The 16,375-nt window shown below is 51.3% G+C and carries 11 protein-coding genes; 6 read left to right on the top strand and 5 right to left on the bottom strand.

Features of this window, described 5'->3' with window-relative positions; genetic code table 11:
* Positions 1 to 17: 17 nt before the first annotated feature.
* The 5 genes from CLFS41_RS17295 to CLFS41_RS29070 all read right to left on the bottom strand — a co-directional run bounded on the left by CLFS41_RS17295 (position 18) and on the right by CLFS41_RS29070 (position 6,721).
* A complete protein-coding gene (locus CLFS41_RS17295) occupies positions 18 to 860 on the bottom strand; it encodes a carbohydrate ABC transporter permease (RefSeq protein ID WP_007861730.1) in 843 nt (280 codons plus the stop codon).
* Entirely contained in the window at positions 860 to 1,777 is a 918-nt protein-coding gene (locus tag CLFS41_RS17300; RefSeq protein WP_007861731.1) for a sugar ABC transporter permease, read from the bottom strand. The genes CLFS41_RS17295 and CLFS41_RS17300 overlap by 1 nt, the downstream gene beginning before the upstream one ends.
* 81 nt (positions 1,778 to 1,858) lie before the next feature.
* A complete protein-coding gene (locus CLFS41_RS17305; RefSeq protein ID WP_045092984.1) occupies positions 1,859 to 2,995 on the bottom strand; it encodes an enolase C-terminal domain-like protein in 1,137 nt (378 codons plus the stop codon).
* A 309-nt stretch (positions 2,996 to 3,304) separates the two neighbouring features.
* Positions 3,305 to 5,212, bottom strand: coding sequence for a sigma 54-interacting transcriptional regulator (locus CLFS41_RS17310; protein ID WP_007861734.1), 1,908 nt, complete (start codon positions 5,210 to 5,212; stop codon positions 3,305 to 3,307).
* 15 nt (positions 5,213 to 5,227) lie between these two features.
* Positions 5,228 to 6,721 carry a serine hydrolase gene (locus tag CLFS41_RS29070; RefSeq protein WP_052665796.1) on the bottom strand — a complete coding sequence of 498 codons (1,494 nt, stop codon included), beginning with the start codon at positions 6,719 to 6,721 and terminating at the stop codon, positions 5,228 to 5,230.
* Positions 6,722 to 7,008: 287 nt separating this feature from the next.
* On the opposite strand from CLFS41_RS29070, the gene CLFS41_RS17320 reads away from it, so the two are divergent.
* From CLFS41_RS17320 to CLFS41_RS17350, 6 genes are all read left to right on the top strand, one after another.
* A complete protein-coding gene (locus CLFS41_RS17320) occupies positions 7,009 to 8,766 on the top strand; it encodes a sensor histidine kinase (RefSeq protein WP_045092985.1) in 1,758 nt (585 codons plus the stop codon).
* On the top strand, positions 8,763 to 10,502 hold the full coding sequence (locus tag CLFS41_RS29075) for a response regulator (protein ID WP_052665798.1): 1,740 nt from the start codon (positions 8,763 to 8,765) through the stop codon (positions 10,500 to 10,502). Before CLFS41_RS17320 ends, CLFS41_RS29075 begins: the two co-directional genes overlap by 4 nt.
* Before the next feature lie 95 nt (positions 10,503 to 10,597).
* Positions 10,598 to 12,010: an extracellular solute-binding protein gene (locus CLFS41_RS17335; RefSeq protein WP_045092986.1), complete on the top strand. Its 1,413-nt coding sequence runs from the start codon at positions 10,598 to 10,600 to the stop codon at positions 12,008 to 12,010.
* Between the two features lie 82 nt (positions 12,011 to 12,092).
* The gene (locus CLFS41_RS17340; RefSeq protein ID WP_082082619.1) at positions 12,093 to 13,004 is read left to right on the top strand and encodes a sugar ABC transporter permease; all 912 of its coding nucleotides are present in this window, start codon (positions 12,093 to 12,095) and stop codon (positions 13,002 to 13,004) included.
* An 11-nt stretch (positions 13,005 to 13,015) separates the two neighbouring features.
* Complete coding sequence (locus tag CLFS41_RS17345; RefSeq protein WP_007861746.1) at positions 13,016 to 13,864, top strand: carbohydrate ABC transporter permease; 849 nt, start codon at positions 13,016 to 13,018, stop codon at positions 13,862 to 13,864.
* Positions 13,865 to 13,905: 41 nt separating this feature from the next.
* Entirely contained in the window at positions 13,906 to 16,188 is a 2,283-nt protein-coding gene (locus CLFS41_RS17350; protein ID WP_045092987.1) for a hypothetical protein, read from the top strand.
* Positions 16,189 to 16,375 lie beyond the last annotated feature (187 nt).

Here is a 16,375-nt window from a genome sequence, read left to right on the forward strand (position 1 = left end):
ATTCCATTTCGGGCTGACTAACCCTTCACAGCGCCGCTGGTAGCTCCTCCTGCCAGATTCTTTTGTATAATGGAAAATAAAAGCAGCGCAGGGATCAGGGCAACCACGCAGGCTGCGGCAATTCCCCCATAGTTGGTGTTGGCCTCCCCCTGAAAGATGCTGAGTGCCAGGGGAATCGTATATTTTTCTTTTCTGGTGATAAATGCAGTGGCATACACATACACGTTCCATGAGTTAATAAACGCATAGGCTCCGGTGGCCACAATGCTTGGTTTCATGGCCGGAAGCAGGATCCGGAACACTGCCTGGAGAAGGCTGCAGCCATCCACCTGGGCCGCCTCCTCCAATGTCCGGGGGATCGCATTGTAGTAACCCATCATCATAAACATACAGTAAGGAAGGTTTGTACAGGAACAGACAATGATCAGAGAGCGCAGGTCATTGATCAGCTTCAGATTGTTCATGCTCTGAAACAGAGGGATCATCAGCACCACTGCCGGAAACATCTGGGTACATAGAAGAAGCACGTATACAAATGACTTTCCCCTGAATTTGTACCTGGACATGGCATATCCTCCAATCAGTGCCATGACGCTGACCAGTGTGGTAACGGAGATGGATACGATAAAGCTGTTAATAAAATATTGTTCAAAGTGAAGCTTTTTGAATAGGTTCACAAAATTGTCAAAGGTGATATTGACAGGCCAGTAGGTGAGGGGTTTTGCAAACACCTCGGTGCTGGTTTTCAGCGCAGTTACCAGGATCCAGTAAAATGGTGCCAGGGTGATCAGCAGAAAGATTGCCAGAGGCACTGCCAGGAAGAAAAACCTGTTGAGTTTTTGTTTTCTTTTTGTTCCCATCAATACATCTCCTCCTTGCCCAGTTTACCGATTTTAATATAGGTGAACGCCACCACCATCATGATACAGCTTGCAATGGCTGCCAGGGCGGACGCATATCCGTAATTATACTCCAGCTTAAACTTCTGCATAATATACAGGGGCATGGTCATGGTCGCGTTATTGGGTCCGCCTCCTGTCAGGGTATTGATCAAATCCACCGCATTAAAGGTCCAGATGGAGCGCAGCAAGGTGGTGATGACAATGGTATCCTTGATCATGGGCAGGGTGATCTTAAACAGGGTCACCATTGTCCTGGCGCCATCAATTCTGGCGGATTCATAGATATCATCGGATATTCCCGCCAGTGCCGACAGGTAGCTGATGGTAAAGAAGGGAATCCCTCTCCACACATTGGCAATAATGACAGCTGTCATAGCCCTGGTGCTGTCTGAGAACCAGGATATATTCTGGTCGATCAGCCCCAGCTTTAACAGCAGGTCATTGAGGACCCCAAAGGTCTCTCCGTAGATCAGGGACCAGATAATGGCCACCATAACGCCTGCCACTGCCCAGGGGGACAGGACCAGGGCCCGGTACAGGCCTCTTCCCTTAAACTTTTGGTTCAGCAGATAAGCCAGCCAAAATCCCAGTATGGTCTGGGCCGCAACGCTGACAGCCACCCATACCACTGAATTCTTAATCGCTTTCATAAATACTTTGTCTTCCGTAAACACGGTCACAAAGTTCTGAAACCCTATAAAATGTCTCTCATCCGGCTTTAGCAGCCTGTATTCCTGAACGCTCATGACAAACACATTGATCATGGGCCAGAGCAGGAACAGTGACACAAAAAGCAATATGGGCGCAAGCAGTATGTAAGGTGTGGCCTGCCTTTTATAATAGAGATACTTCTCCCGTCTTCCTGTCCTCTTCATTCATAACCTCCTTTTCACCTTTCCCTCTGGTCAAGACTCCCGCATCTTCAGATCACGGGCTGCTGCCGTCAGTTCCAGTTCTTAATCCGGCAGATAAATTTCCCTGCTGAGTAAAAGACCGTCCTTTTCCAGCTTCTCTATATTCATGCGAAGGGGATTTCCCACAAAACCATCCTCCCAGTAAAAACGATTTCCTTTTTTGGTGGGCGGATACAATGTGTATGCCCCCACAGGCGCGCTGATGGGTTCGTGGTACTCAATCCGCTCGTCCTCATTATATAAGCATCCGAACAAAAGATTCAGGTACAAGCGTCCGCCGGAAGAAAATGTCTTTCCCTGGGCCCTGCACATATCCCTGATGGCCAACAGGTCATCCATTCTTGTCATCCTGCCCACGGAAGGCTGCAGATGATCCACTCCTTTTTCCAGATAAGTCTCATATGCATAGGAGATACGCATGGATTCCCCAAATGCCAGAGGCTGTTTGACGCCCATCTCCTTCAGTGCCCTGATGCCGTTCATATCATGGGCGTGGATGGGTTCCTCAAACCATTCCAGGTCATATGACTCCGCCATCTTTGCAAACCGCACCGCATCCTCCACCCCAAATACCTGGTTCGCATCCACCGCTATTCCGACTTCACTGCCCACAGCTTCCCTGACCTTAGCGATCCGGCGGATGTCCCTCTCCATATCCCTGCCGCAGTCACTGCCCACTTTAAACTTTACTGTCTTATATCCCTCCGACACATATCTGGTCATATCATCCACCAGCTCATCATCGGTCAGGAGCAGGGAACCTCCCCCTTTATAACAGACAGCCCAGTCCTTATCAGCCCCCAGAAAACGGTGCAGGGGTTTTCCATGTCTCTGGGCAAGGATATCCAGCAGCATCAGGTCCACCTGCCCCACATCCACTGCCTGGCTGCTCTGAAAACCGGCATTGCGTACCTGCCAGTACAGATCATGCCGCCAATCATTGTAACTTTTTTTTCCACCGCCGAACAGCTTTGGAAGCATGGTCTCCACAAACCCTCTTCCAATGGCCAGATGGTGTGCGCAGCATCCTTCATCATCATATAAATCCAGGAAACCCGTTTCCGGTGCAAACTTTCCCATCCCCCCTGTCCCGTCCTTAAACGGTTTGTAAAGAGGAATTTGTTTCATACTGTAATATACGGCCTTTGTAAAACATATTCTGTCTGCAAATTCAAACATTTTTCTTCCCCGTTTCATATGTTTTTAACTGAAAATCATTATATCAGAGCTTTGTTTTTGTGAGAATTGACATATTATACGATATCCGAGACATTTTTTAATCAATATATCTATTTTCTCATTTAGCCGTTCAATTTATTTCATTTAAAAACAAAACGCTTCATATCATCTCACCGCTGAAATCTATATGCAGATATAGAATAAAAATTTTTTATTTATTAATCCCTTAAAAACAGCAAAACAGCCTAAAACAGCGCTGCATCCGCCAGTTGCCTGAGGTCTGCAACGCTGTTTTAGGCCGTACTATGGTCAGATCCCATACTTCTTCATGTATCTCCAAAGGGTGGAGGTGCTGATATTCAGATGCTTTGCCGTAAGCATCCTGTTCCCGTTATATCGCATCAAGGCATCCCGGATATCCTTTATCTTTGCCTCCTCCAGAAAACCTCTGTCTGATGATGTCTGGGGTATCTTTACCTCCTGCTCCGACAGATCGTACAGGGAGTCCAGAAGGTCCTGAACATATTCCCCTGAGATTTTCCTCCTGGTGGCTGTAAGGATCATACGCTCACAAAAGGATTCCAACTGGACGTCATTGTTATCCCACTGGAAACTGAGGATCTTTTCCCTGGCCTCCGGTGTCAGCACATGGTATCTGGTATGACGTTCCAGGTATTTCTTATAATATTCATCCAGCAGGATCTCCAGATCCATTCTGCGCTCCGAGGCTTTGGGAAGTGTGATCCCAAAGGCCTTTAGCAGGTAGTACAGGTCTTTGCGGAACCTTCCCTCATTGACCATTTTTTTCAGATCCTTGGAGGTGCACGCAATGATACGGGTATCCACCCGCTGCACGCTTTCATTTTCAATGTCCAGGAGACCAAACCTTTTTTTGCGGATCGCGCTGAGAAGATATCTCTGCACGGGCAGCTCCAGCTTATCCACGGCGCGTATCACCAGGGTTCCGTCATTTGCCTTAAGTAACGCACCTCTCTGCTTTTTATCAAAGCCGGCTTCCGAGATCCCAAATAAAGCGTGCATCTGGCGCTCCACCGGTATATTGCCCGCGTTCACCACCACAAAGGGACCGTTTTTGCGCAGGCTGTAATTGTGGATTCCCTGGCAGAACTGTTCCAGTTCTTCGTAGGAATATCCTTCCACCAGGATGGGGCTGCTGGACTGGGCGTAGATTTTGGCCAGGGCCACGGCATCCTTAAACCCCGGCCGTTTGAGCAGCATATGGTCCAGATTCTCATGGGCTACAAACCCGGCCAGAAGTTTTTCCTTCATTTTGTCCTCCGACCAGTCCAGCCTCATGGTCCGGTTGCAGGATATGATAGCGCCTGTAATCACCTGCTCTACCACAATAGGCTCCGCGATCACCACCATGGCGTTTTTCTCATTGCTGATAAAGGCGGAATAGGTTTCCTCTTCCCCTGCCAGCACTTTCCCGATCTTTTCCCCGTCCATGAATGGCATGATCTCTGATATGTGCTGGCCGGCAGCTGATTTGACGCTGGTTTTAAGCATTTCCTCCATCACCCGGTTCATGGTCTGGATCTGCCCGTCCGCCCCGATCTTTACAATACCGTTAAAGGAGCTGTCAAGTACTGTGGAGAACTGGGCGTAACTGTGCTTTTCAGACTCAGCCATTTCATACATGGTCTCTGCCTGGTTGATGGCAATTTCAATGGATTCTCCTGTGGTTGAGAGGAACACTGAGGGAAAATCCTTCTGCGTGGCGTAGCGCACACATTTTTCTCCTCCTATGAGCACATCGATCCCCTCCGCAATGCCATGCTCCACCAATTCATACCAATCATCCTGATTCTCCAGATGATAGGTGGTGATCTTTACCTCGTAGAGCTGCTCAAAATAAGTGGTGTCACAGAGCATTCCCTCCCAGCAGAAGATCCCTATTTTGGGAAACGGTTTGTTTACCATCTTCTTTGCCTTAACGATAAGCAGTCCCAGCTCCTGGGCGGTCATCACCACCTCAACCGTGGGAATGCTGGTATAAAGCTTTACGTCACTGGCCTGATGTCCCCTGGCCACAACAATGTTCGCCCCCAGTTCAATGGCTTTCCTGGTTTCCTCCACCACATTGTCAATGGTGGTGGGCTTGTTGACAATCACATGGTTTTTCCGTTTGCTGAGAATGGCCTCCGCCTGACGGCACATGGTCTCATTGGGTAAAAATACAGCAATCCCTGACACGCTAATACCTCCTGGTTATTTCTTCTTCAGCTTCCCCTCCCATATCCCGGCAAACTCCTCAAACCGGAATTCCTGGGTATGTTTCATATAGCACAGCAGCCCGGCGCCCTTAAAGACAGCCTGCATTTCAAAAACAGCCATGTTTTCGCCCAGCATGTCTGATCTTATGTAAAGGGAGCAAAAATCCAGCCACTCCGCCTTTGTGACACAGGCATCATTGTACTGAGGGAAGCTTCCGGGCCAGGCGGTTTCCCATCCCACCGGCAGTTCATATACCTCATCCCCTGTGCAAAAACAGATCCTGTCGCTGAAAAACACTATCTTTTTCCAGACGCCTGCATCTTCGCACCAATACTCTTTTCCCCAAAGGTCGGAGCCTGCTTCCTTGGCATCCTTGCTTCTGGCATTGGCGGACAGGAAATCCCCGGGGCATTCCCCGGACCAGGTCATGCCGCCAGCCCCGGCATCCTCCGATGATCCCCTGCCCGCGCAGGACCGGCCGCGGTAACCGGCCAAGGTGTCCCCACAGGACAAACCGCCTGGACATGGCCCATCGCTCCCACGGGACGGATTTCCTGAATGTCCCCGGGAGGACAGTGCTGGAAAGATATTCCGGTACAAGCTGTCGTAGATCGCCTGGTTTCCCTCAGGCAGGCTGGTGGTATCCGCGGTGGTGATCACGGCCAGGTCATGATCCGGATAGCACAGGACCAGCTGTCCTCCCTTGCCGTAACAACCGAATCCGTGATGGGTCAGGCGCCAGAACTGATAGCCGTATCCCTGGCGTTCTTCCTTCACAGCTCCCCTCATCCGGGTGGGAGTCTGAAAGGAGACAGCCTGTTTCATATATCCCTTTGGCAAAAGCTGCTTTCCCCGGAACACTCCCCCTTCCATCAGCAGCCTGGCAAATTTGATCATATCCCCTGTTTTAGCCATAAGGCCGCTGCCCCCCATGGCCTCATTAAACTCATTCCTTATGAAATATGCCTCCTTAGAAAATCCGATCTCGTCCAGGCACTTCTCCCTGAGATACTCCATGATCTCTTTTCCTGACAGCTTTTCCACCAGCGCACAGAGGGTATGGGAGGATGACGTGTCATACATAAAGACCATCCCTGGCTCATGATGGGGCTGTGTATGGAAAAAACTGGGCACCCATGGCTGTCCGGGGTCCCTTTTGTACGTGGTCTTATCATAGCAGGTCTGCATCCTCAGCATATCCCTGATGGTCATCCTGGCCAGCTGAGGAGGAATGATGTCCGGGGCATATTCCGGAAAATACTGCAGGATTGGATCAGACAGCCCGATCCTGCCCTCTTCACACAAAAGCCCCACTGCCACTGATACAAAGCTTTTGCTCACGGAGAACATGCGCTGCAGAGTATGCGGCCCAAAGGGTCCGAAATACCGCTCACCTATAACCTTCCCTCTATAAATAAGGGCCACGCTGTGCAGACAGACCTCCGCCTCCTCCAACTCCCTGATAAACCGTCCCATGATCTTGTCCATGCCAAGCCCTCCCCCATTCCTTATCTTCCGGTCATCCCCATTACATTTCCCTGTCTTCCGGGTATCCCGGTCCGCCCTTTTCGGCTCCGCCTATTCCTTAATCCCTAAATTATAGGTAACAGACCCATTTTTACATCGGATGTCCTAAACAGTTACAATTATAGCATGAATACCACAGGGTTGATAACCATGTTAACAATAAAATTCCCTATCTTTGTAATTCCCTTCTTTGTATGTTATAATTTTAGTCAAAAAACAAAGGACATGCTATTGCGGGGGGATAATAAATGCGGGAAAAACAGAAGATGGGGTTCCAAAAAAAGCTGATGCTTCTTCTGCTGGGCATAATTTTGCTTTCAGGCAGCGTGTTTGCCGCCTTTTATGGAATATCCAGACAGGTGCTGAAAAAGAATATGATCGCATATTCCGAGGTCTATGTGGACAGCATTACCAGTTCCATCACCAATATGGTGCGGGAGATCGACCGCCTGAGCATGACCTTCCTGCTTCAGGAGGATATGATCAGAAAGCTGGGGGAACAGATCCCTGAGGACAGCCCCAGGTATGTGGATTACTACAACGAGGTTATGGCTTCCATTGAGCGGATCCTCAATGTAAGGATCGATGCGGACGGGATCCTCATAGCGGATTCCGGCGGCCGGGTGTTCACCGGGGGCCCCAATGTGCCTTACCGCCAGGGCGTCAACATTTCCCAGGAGGAATGGTACCTCACCTTTATGGATGACCCGGAAATGTTCTGTGTCATGCCCCTTCACAAGACCAATGCGGACGAGGTGTTTTCCATTGCAAGAAAGCTGAGAAGCTACAGCGAGATGAAGATCAACGGGGTGGTCCGGGTGGATATGAAGCGGCGGCTTCTGGACGAGATATGCCGCAAAAACAGGCTGGACCAGAACAGCGTGGCCCTGTTTGACCGGAAGCAGAATTTGTTCTATCTTTCCGGGACTGACCCGGGCAGCCGGGTCATGGAGGAGATCCAACACAGGCTGGACAGGGAATCAGGCCCGTTCCAGGTAGTTCTGGGCGGTCAGGCATGGAATATCAGCATGGAACACTCCGACTATCTGGACATGTATGTGGCCTACATTGTTCCCCAGGATGTGCTGCTCAGGGATCTCAATGAACTCAGCCGCATTGCCGTCATGCTCCTGGTCCTGGGCGGCGGTCTGGCCGTTGCCCTGGCTGTGGGCTCCTCCAAGGTGATGAGCCGGGGCGTTTCCAGGGTGATGGAAGGCATCGAAGCCATTGAGCGGGGAAACCTGGATGTGGAGATTCAAGTGGACAGCAATGATGAGATCCGAACCATTGCCGCGGGCCTGAACCACATGGCGGGCCGGATCAAAGTACTGATGGAGGAGAAGGCCCAGATTGAGATCAAGAAAAAGGAAGCGGAGATCATGATGCTCCAACGCCAGATACGCCCCCATTTTCTTTACAACACCCTGGACGGCATCCGTATGAAGGCATTGCTGAACCAGGACCACGAGGCGGCTGAAATGATCGAAAAGCTCAGCCTTCTGCTGCGGCGCACAACAGATATGAAAACCGAGTACGTAAAAGTACGGGAAGAGCTGGAGTATGTCACCTGTTACATAGAACTGCAGAATCTCAGGTTCAGGTACAAGTTCCAGTTGGATGTACAGATTCCGGAGGATGTCATGGACATGATCATCCCTAAATTTTCCCTGCAGCCTCTCATTGAAAATGCGGTCCATCACGGACTGGAAAAGCGGAGGATGAACCGGCAGATCCGCATCAGTTCCCAGTACACGGATCAGACCGTGGATATCACGGTGGAGGACAACGGAAAGGGGATCAGCCCCCTGCGGCTGGAAGAAATACGGGCAACCCTGGACCAGCCGGACACGCTGGAAAGCGAGCACATCGGACTAAACAATATCAACACCCGCCTGAAGCTGTATTACGGAAAGGAATACGGACTGAGAATTGACAGCCAGGAGGGGATAGGAACAGCACTGAGCCTGCATCTGCCGCGGGCTTCACAGGATAAGGGGGAAGTATGAACATGTACAAAGTGGTTTTAGTGGATGATGAGGAGCTGATCATTGAAGGAATGAAGCAGCTGGTGGACTGGGAATCCCTGGGATGCCGGATCGAAGGGGCTGCCTATGATGGGGATGAGGCCCTTGACATCATCAATGAGACGGAACCGGATATCATTATTACGGACATCCGCATGCCGTCCATGAACGGACTGGAAATGATCGACCATGTAAAGGAACAGTTTCCTGATGTGGTGATCATGATCATGAGCGGTTACAGTGACTTTGAATACGCACAGAAAGCGCTGGAAAAAGGCGCTGCCTGCTATATGCTAAAGCCTGTGCTGGAAAAGGATCTGCGGGAGAGGATCCTTCAGGCGGTAAAAAAACTGGATGAAAAACGCATGCAGAAACAAAAGGAGGAGGAGGCCACGGTCCGCCTCTACCACCTGAAACGCGGGGCCAAGGAGAATTTTCTGCGCAAGCTGCTGAGGGAAGACCTCTCCCCTTCCCATATCCTGCATATGTGGGAAAACATGGAACTGTGTCCTCCCAAATCCATGGCCATGGTGGCCCTGCTGGATACGGACATTCCCCTTCGGGACACGGAACAGGCCGTTATCAAGTTTGCTATTGACAATATGATCGAGGAGATCTGCCTGGAGGCGGGCAGCTGCGAGTGCGTTTCCCTGGGCAATGAAACTTCCGCCATCCTGTTTCTGTATACCCCCTCCATCCATCTCCCCTCCATCCATGATCCTTCCCTCCATGACCCTTCTCTCCATGACCCTTCTCTCCATGCTCCTTCTCTCCATGCTCCTTCTCTCCATGCTCCTTCCTCCCATGAGGTACAGAGCCATGGGCAGACACGGGAAAGGGCGGAGGATTCCTTTCAGTCCGTTATTTCCCGTCTCCTTGACACCGTAAAACAGTTCTGCCGCGTACCCATGTCAGCCGGGATCAGCAGCGGGGTTACATTTCCGGACAATGTGCGCACCGCCTATACAGAGGCTGAAAAAGCCCTGGAGCGCCGTTTTTATGAATCCGGGGAAACCGGTATTTACCAGGGAGGCATTCAAAGAGGCGGAAAAAGGGAGGATGTGGATTACAAGGAATTGCTGGAATGGAAAGAAAAACTGCTGGACGCGGTACAGCACCGGGAACAGAAAAATGCCATGGTCCGCTTGGGCCGTTTCTGTCACGGTATGTTTGACGGAATGGGCATGGAGAGGGAGGGCATCTACACGGAGATCATCCGCCTGCTTACGGATTACCAGGGTATCCTGCTCCAGCACCAGATTGAAAACGGAGCCTACGACACATCCCAGATCTTCCAGCCCGATTATCTGTATCAGTTTAAGACCTCGGGGGAACTGCGCCGCTGGCTGGAGACTGTCACGGAACAGATCATAGCGTTCCTGGGACAGGAGTCCCTGGAAGCCTCCACCCGTCTCATTGACCGGATGAAGCATTACATTTCCCAGAATTACCAGACAGTGACCAGGCAAAAGGCCGCTGATTACTTTTTCCTGAACCCCTCCTACCTGAGCCAGCTGTTTAAATCCGAGACAGGAGAAGCGTTTACCGACTATGTGACCCAGGTACGCATGGAGGAAGCCAGACGGCTGCTGTCCACAACGGATCACAAGATACAGTACATAGCGGAACTGGTGGGTTATACATCCAACCAGCACTTTACCCGTACCTTTAAAAAGTACGCGGGCATGCTCCCGGTGGAATACCGGAAACACAAATAAGACCTAACAAAAAGTTAAAACCATATAATCTCAGGTTCACAAAAGGGGTTTTCAATCCGATATAATGTCACTATCAAATATAAGGAGAGGGAGTTATGAAAAACCTAAAAAGAATCACCATTCTTGCCATGGCCGGGGCAATGGCATTTACCACCGCCGGATGCGGCAGCACATCTTCCAACAGCACAAAATCAGGTTCCGAGGCAGGGACAGCCGGAAGTTCGGCAGGAAGCTCTGCAGCGTCTGGAGAGACCACGGAAATACGAATCTGGACCAAGGGAAGCGGCCCGGATGAGGGCATCCAGAAACTGATCGAATCCTTTAACGAGTCACAAAGTGAAGTCCATGCCACCTATGAATATTATGGAGAAAACTATTCCAGCGTGGTACAGATGGCCATCTCCGGGGATTCAGCCCCCGACATTCTGGAATGCAGCGGCGGCATCACGGTTCAGACCCTGGCAAAGCAGGGACAGATCGTTCCCGTGGATGACTGCATCACGGATGAGATAAAGGAAAACTACAACCCCAGCGCATTTACACCAGAGGAGTTCTATCTCAACGGCGAGCTCTACTCCGTACCGGTACGTGTCAGCGCCTACCGTCTGCTGTACAACAAAGACCTTTTTGAGAAGGCGGGTTTAAATCCTGAGGAACCGCCAAAAACCCTGGAGGAAATGCGGGAATATGCCAAGAAGATCACCGAGGCAGGCGGCGGGGAAGCATACGGCTTCGGGCTGCCCCTGGGCGTGGCCCAGATCTGGGAACGTGTGATCGACCCCATTCTCTACGCCACCAGCGATGTACAGCGTTACGGATGGAACAATGCCACCAAGTCCTATGACTTTGGCTCCAACAAGGATTACTTTAACTTCTATGTGGATATGATGAAGGACGGCTCCCTGTTCCCAGGATACCTGACACTGGGAATCGACACCCTGAGGGCCAACTTTGCAGCGGGGACCATTGGAATGTATATTGACGGAACCTGGATGCCCGGAAGCTACGCAACCCAGATGGATGCAAAATGCAACTGGGATTCAGCACCCCTTCCCGTATTTGAAAGCGATACTGCCGACAAGTACTGGGCAGAGGGCGGCGTAAACTGGGTTGTGGGCAACGGCAAAAATGTGGAGGCTGCCAAGAAGTTCTACACCTACTGGCTGTCCAACCAGACCATTGCCAACCAGTACATGCCGGTTCCCAGAAATGACAACCGCGCCAATGACCTGGATTCCCTGGGCATCGAGGATCTGAACCTGCAGGGTGTGGAGTACAGCTTTAAGACAGATGACCTGGATATCCCTAAATTTGAACCTCACAAATTCATCAGCCTGGAGGGTGATGACCGTAACACGGTATTCACCAACCTGTTTGCCAAGGCTGCTGAGGGAGCCGATATTTCGGCTGACCTGGATGCAGCCGTGGAAGACCTGAACCAGCGCTATACATTAGGCCTGGAGGACGCCATTGCCAGCGGATCCATTGATGAGAGCAGCGTGAAATAGGAGAAAGCAGGGCTGCTGTAAAATGTAATGTTTTGCAGCAGCTCTATTTTTGACCAAAATTCAGAAAGGATAGGTAAAAAAAGTGAAAACTGCCGGAACAAATAAGGGTTTCCTGGCCCGTCTGGGCAAATATAAACAGCCGTATCTGATGATGTCCCCCACCATCCTCATGGTAATACTGTTTGGAGTGTATCCGCTGCTGTACGTACTGTATTACAGCTTTTTCAAATATGACGGTTTTTCCCCCGCCGTGTTCGTGGGGCTAAGAAACTACACGCGCCTGTTTAAGGACGCGACCTACTGGAACTCGGTGATCAACACACTGCAGATGGGTGTTGCCATCCCGCTGGTGCAGATCCCCTGCTCACTGCTGCTGGCCGTGCTGTTAAACCAGCGGTTCAAAGGCCAGAGCCTGGCCAGGGCAGTCATCTTTGTACCCAATATCACAAGTACTGCCATCATGGCAATCGTATTTTATTTTATGTTCGCCTCCTACAACGGAATTATCAACGGCGTGCTGATCAAAATGGGCCTGATCGAAAAAGCCATTGAATGGTTCGGCAACGGAACCATGGCCAAGATCGTCATTGTGCTCTTTTGTACCTGGAGCGGCGTGGGATTTTACATGGTATTGTTTTTATCAGCCCTTCAGAGCATCCCATCCGATGTATACGAAAGCGCCAGGGTGGACGGGGCCAACAAGATCCAGACCTTTTTCAGGATCACCATCCCAATGATGGGAAGCATGTTCCAGACCATCACGGCCCTGTGCATCATGAACGCGCTGAAGCTGTTTGACTCCGTAAAAGCCCTGACCAACGGAGGTCCGGGAAATTCCACGGAAGTCATGACCATGTACATCTACAGATACTTTTTTGAGACCATGGGCACTGCCCAGCAGGGTTATGCCTCTGCCATCAGTATCCTGTCCACGGTGCTGGTTATGTTCATTACGCTGCTCTATATCCGCGCCACCAAAAACATGAATTACTAGGAGGGATCTTCATGTCGAAAAAAGCAAACCACAGAAGAGATATGATCTTATTATACGCCCTGCTGGCAGTCATCATTTTCCTGCTGGTATTTCCGCTGGTATACGCAGTGGGCGGTTCCTTTAAATCCACAGAGGAATTCCTGTTAGGCGGTCTTAAGATATTTCCGGAAACATGGCGTCCCGAGAACTATATGAAAGCCTGGAAGCAGGCCAACTTTGCCAGATACACCTTAAACAGCGTGTTCTTTGCCGTGGCATCGGTGATCGGTATCATCATCACATCCTCCATGACAGGATATGCCATGTCCAGGTGCGATTTCCCGGGCAAAAAACTGCTCACCGGCACCTTTGGCTTTATGATGTTCCTGATCGGGGCAGTTACCCTATTCCCTATTTTCCAGCTCTGCCGCAAGCTCGGGCTTCTGGATTCCATCTGGGGAATGGTCATCACCCAGATCGCAACCGCCCAGCCCTTTTACTGTATCCTGGTCATGGGATACTGCAACGGGATCTCCAAGGAGATAGACGAGGCGGCTACCATTGACGGCGCCAGCTTCTTTAAGGTCTATACCACGATCCTGATGCCCATCATGAAACCCATCCTTGCAACCACCGGTATCCTGGCCTTCAGGGATACATGGAACAACTATATGATGCCCCTGGCATTTACCCTGTCCCGCTCCGAACTGCGTCCCCTGACAGTGGGCGTGGTGCTGCTCAAGGACCAGGGTGACGGCGTGGCTGCATGGAGTACCATGCTGGCCGGAACCGTAATGTCCATTGTCCCCATACTGATCGTCTATCTGTTTCTGAACCGGTATTTTATCGAGGGGATCACCGCAGGAGCGATCAAAGGGTAATGCACAAAGGGTTATGGCCCGGAAGGAGATAGTATAAACACATGAAAGAATACGGATATTTCAGAAACCAGGGCAGCGAGTTTGTCATTACCACCCCCAATACGCCCCGCCACTGGTACAACTACCTATATAATGACAGCTATATAACATTTACCTCCCAGGTGGGCTACGGCGAAAGCCTGATCCAGGGACATCTGGGACGGCGGATCCTGCTGGCGGACAGCCGCCAGGTCTATATCCTGGACACGGAAAGCAGCCAATACTGGACTGCCAACGGACTGCCCGTAAAAAAGGAATACCAGGATTTTTCCTGTGTGCACGGAATCGGTTATACGGAGATATTCTCCCAATATATGGGTATTTCCAGCAGTTTCCGCATCTTTGTGCCTCAGGATGCCAATGAGGAGATATGGAGCATCAAAGTAAAAAATACATCCAACCGAATCCGTACCATCAAAGTCATCCCCTACGCCAAGACTGAGACCGATGGTGTGTACCGCCCCCAGGGCTACAACGTGGACACAGCCGGTTTCCGGCCTGAATTAAACGGGGTTGCCACCCGCTCCTATGCCAAGATCCAGTCGGAAAACTTCCAGGAAGTTTCCGCCTACTTCCTGGCAGACCGCGAGGTAAGCGGATATGATACAAGAAAGAACGCTTTTATCGGAACCTACGGCAATGAACAGGAGCCTGACGCCCTGGCAATGGGCGGATGTACGGGAAGCTGCTGCATTGGGGAAAAGATCTGCCTGGCCCTTGAACACACCGTTACCCTTAAGCCCGGAGAAGAGGCCCAGTTCCATTACGCACTGGGCGTGGCCCTAGCCTCCGGTGAACTGGAGGAAGCCGCCCGCAGAAACAATGCCCGGACCGTGGAGCAGAGACTCATGGATGTCAGGGAGCAGTATGCCGCACAGGAAAAGGGCGTAACCATCCGCACCCCTGACGAGTCCCTTAACTGCCTCATCAACTTCTGGACCAAGCACCAGACCAACATGGGCAGCCGCTGGGCCAGGGTGCGCCACAACGGATACAGGGACATGGTAAGCGACAGCGAATGCCTGGCTTCCTTTAACCCGCAGCTGGCCTGGGAACGTTTCAAGCGTGCTCTGACCTTTCAGTACAGCAATGGGTATGCTCCCAGAACCTGGCTGGACGGGGAGATACGTGACAACAACTTTGCAGACTGCGCGGTATGGATCCCCATGGCTGCGGCTTCCATCATTGAGGAACTGGGCGATGTCAAATGCCTGGAGGAATCCGTGCCCTTTAATGACGGTTCAGAAGCCAGCGTCTATGAGCATGTAAAACGCGCCGTGGATTTTCTCTGGGATTTCCGGGGAATCCATGGGCTGGTCAAATTATGGGGCGGTGACTGGAATGATATGATGAACCAGGCCGGATTAGAGGGAAAAGGCTCCAGCGTCTGGCTTTCCCTTGCGTGGTGCCGGGCCAATGAGAGATTCGGCGCCCTGGCCCTGGCCCTTGACAGGAAAGAAGACTTGTTCTTCTCCCGGCTCCGCGGCCAGGAAATGAAGGATATCATAAACGAGACAGGATGGGACGGTGAATACTACATCGATGCCTTTAATGACCAGGGCGAGCCTCTGGGCTCCATGTCCTGCCGGGAGGGAAAGATCTATCTGATCCCCCAGCTCTGGGCAGTCCTGGCCCAGGTTGCCGAGGGTGAGAGAAAGCAGAAGATAATGGATGCCGTGGACAAATACCTGGAAACCGATCTGGGGACCCTGGTATCCTGGCCCGCCTACCACAGCTATGTGGATACCATTGGCCAGATGACCCAGAAACCCGCAGGCGTCCATGAAAACGGGGGCGTTTACCTCCATCCCTGCTGCTGGAAGCTGGCTGTGGACAGTATGCAAAAGGACAACCAAAAGGTACAGATGGGTCTTCAAAAGATCCTTCCCTTCCACCATGAATACCATAAAAAATACTGTGAGCCCTACATTATGTGCAACTCCTATTTTACAGAGGAGACAGGCTACCGTCTGGGAACGGCGGGACAGACCTGGCGGAGCGCAACCGGAGCCTGGCTGACCAAGGCCCTGTTCCAATACGTCCTTGGCCTCAAAGCCGAAATCCCCGGCCTGCGCCTGGAGCCATGCCTGCCGCCGGACTGGAAGGAATGCTCTGTCACAAAGGAGTTCCGGGGAGCGGTTTACAACATCCGCTATACCCAGACCGAGGACCACGGATGCAACCGGATCGCTTCTGTTATGGTTAACGGGTCCCCCTGGACAGAGCCTTATCTTCCATGTGGATCCGGGATGGTATATGAGGTGGATGTAAGGTTGGTGAAGTAACGGCTGATCCCATGTGATCAAGACCACCAAAGCCTCCCCTGGCATCACCTGCACTACATGTTTTCCGGTCCGGATGGGATGAAATCTGACAACATACGGCGCTATGCTCTCAGCAAGGAGAATAGCGCCCATACATATTAAAAGCCGGCCTTCTTTAATTACATAAGCAATGTAAGCCGACATCACT

Origin of the sequence: Clostridium sp. FS41, from assembly GCF_000954015.1 — a bacterium.
Taxonomy (GTDB): Bacteria; Bacillota; Clostridia; order Lachnospirales; family Lachnospiraceae; genus Enterocloster; species Enterocloster citroniae.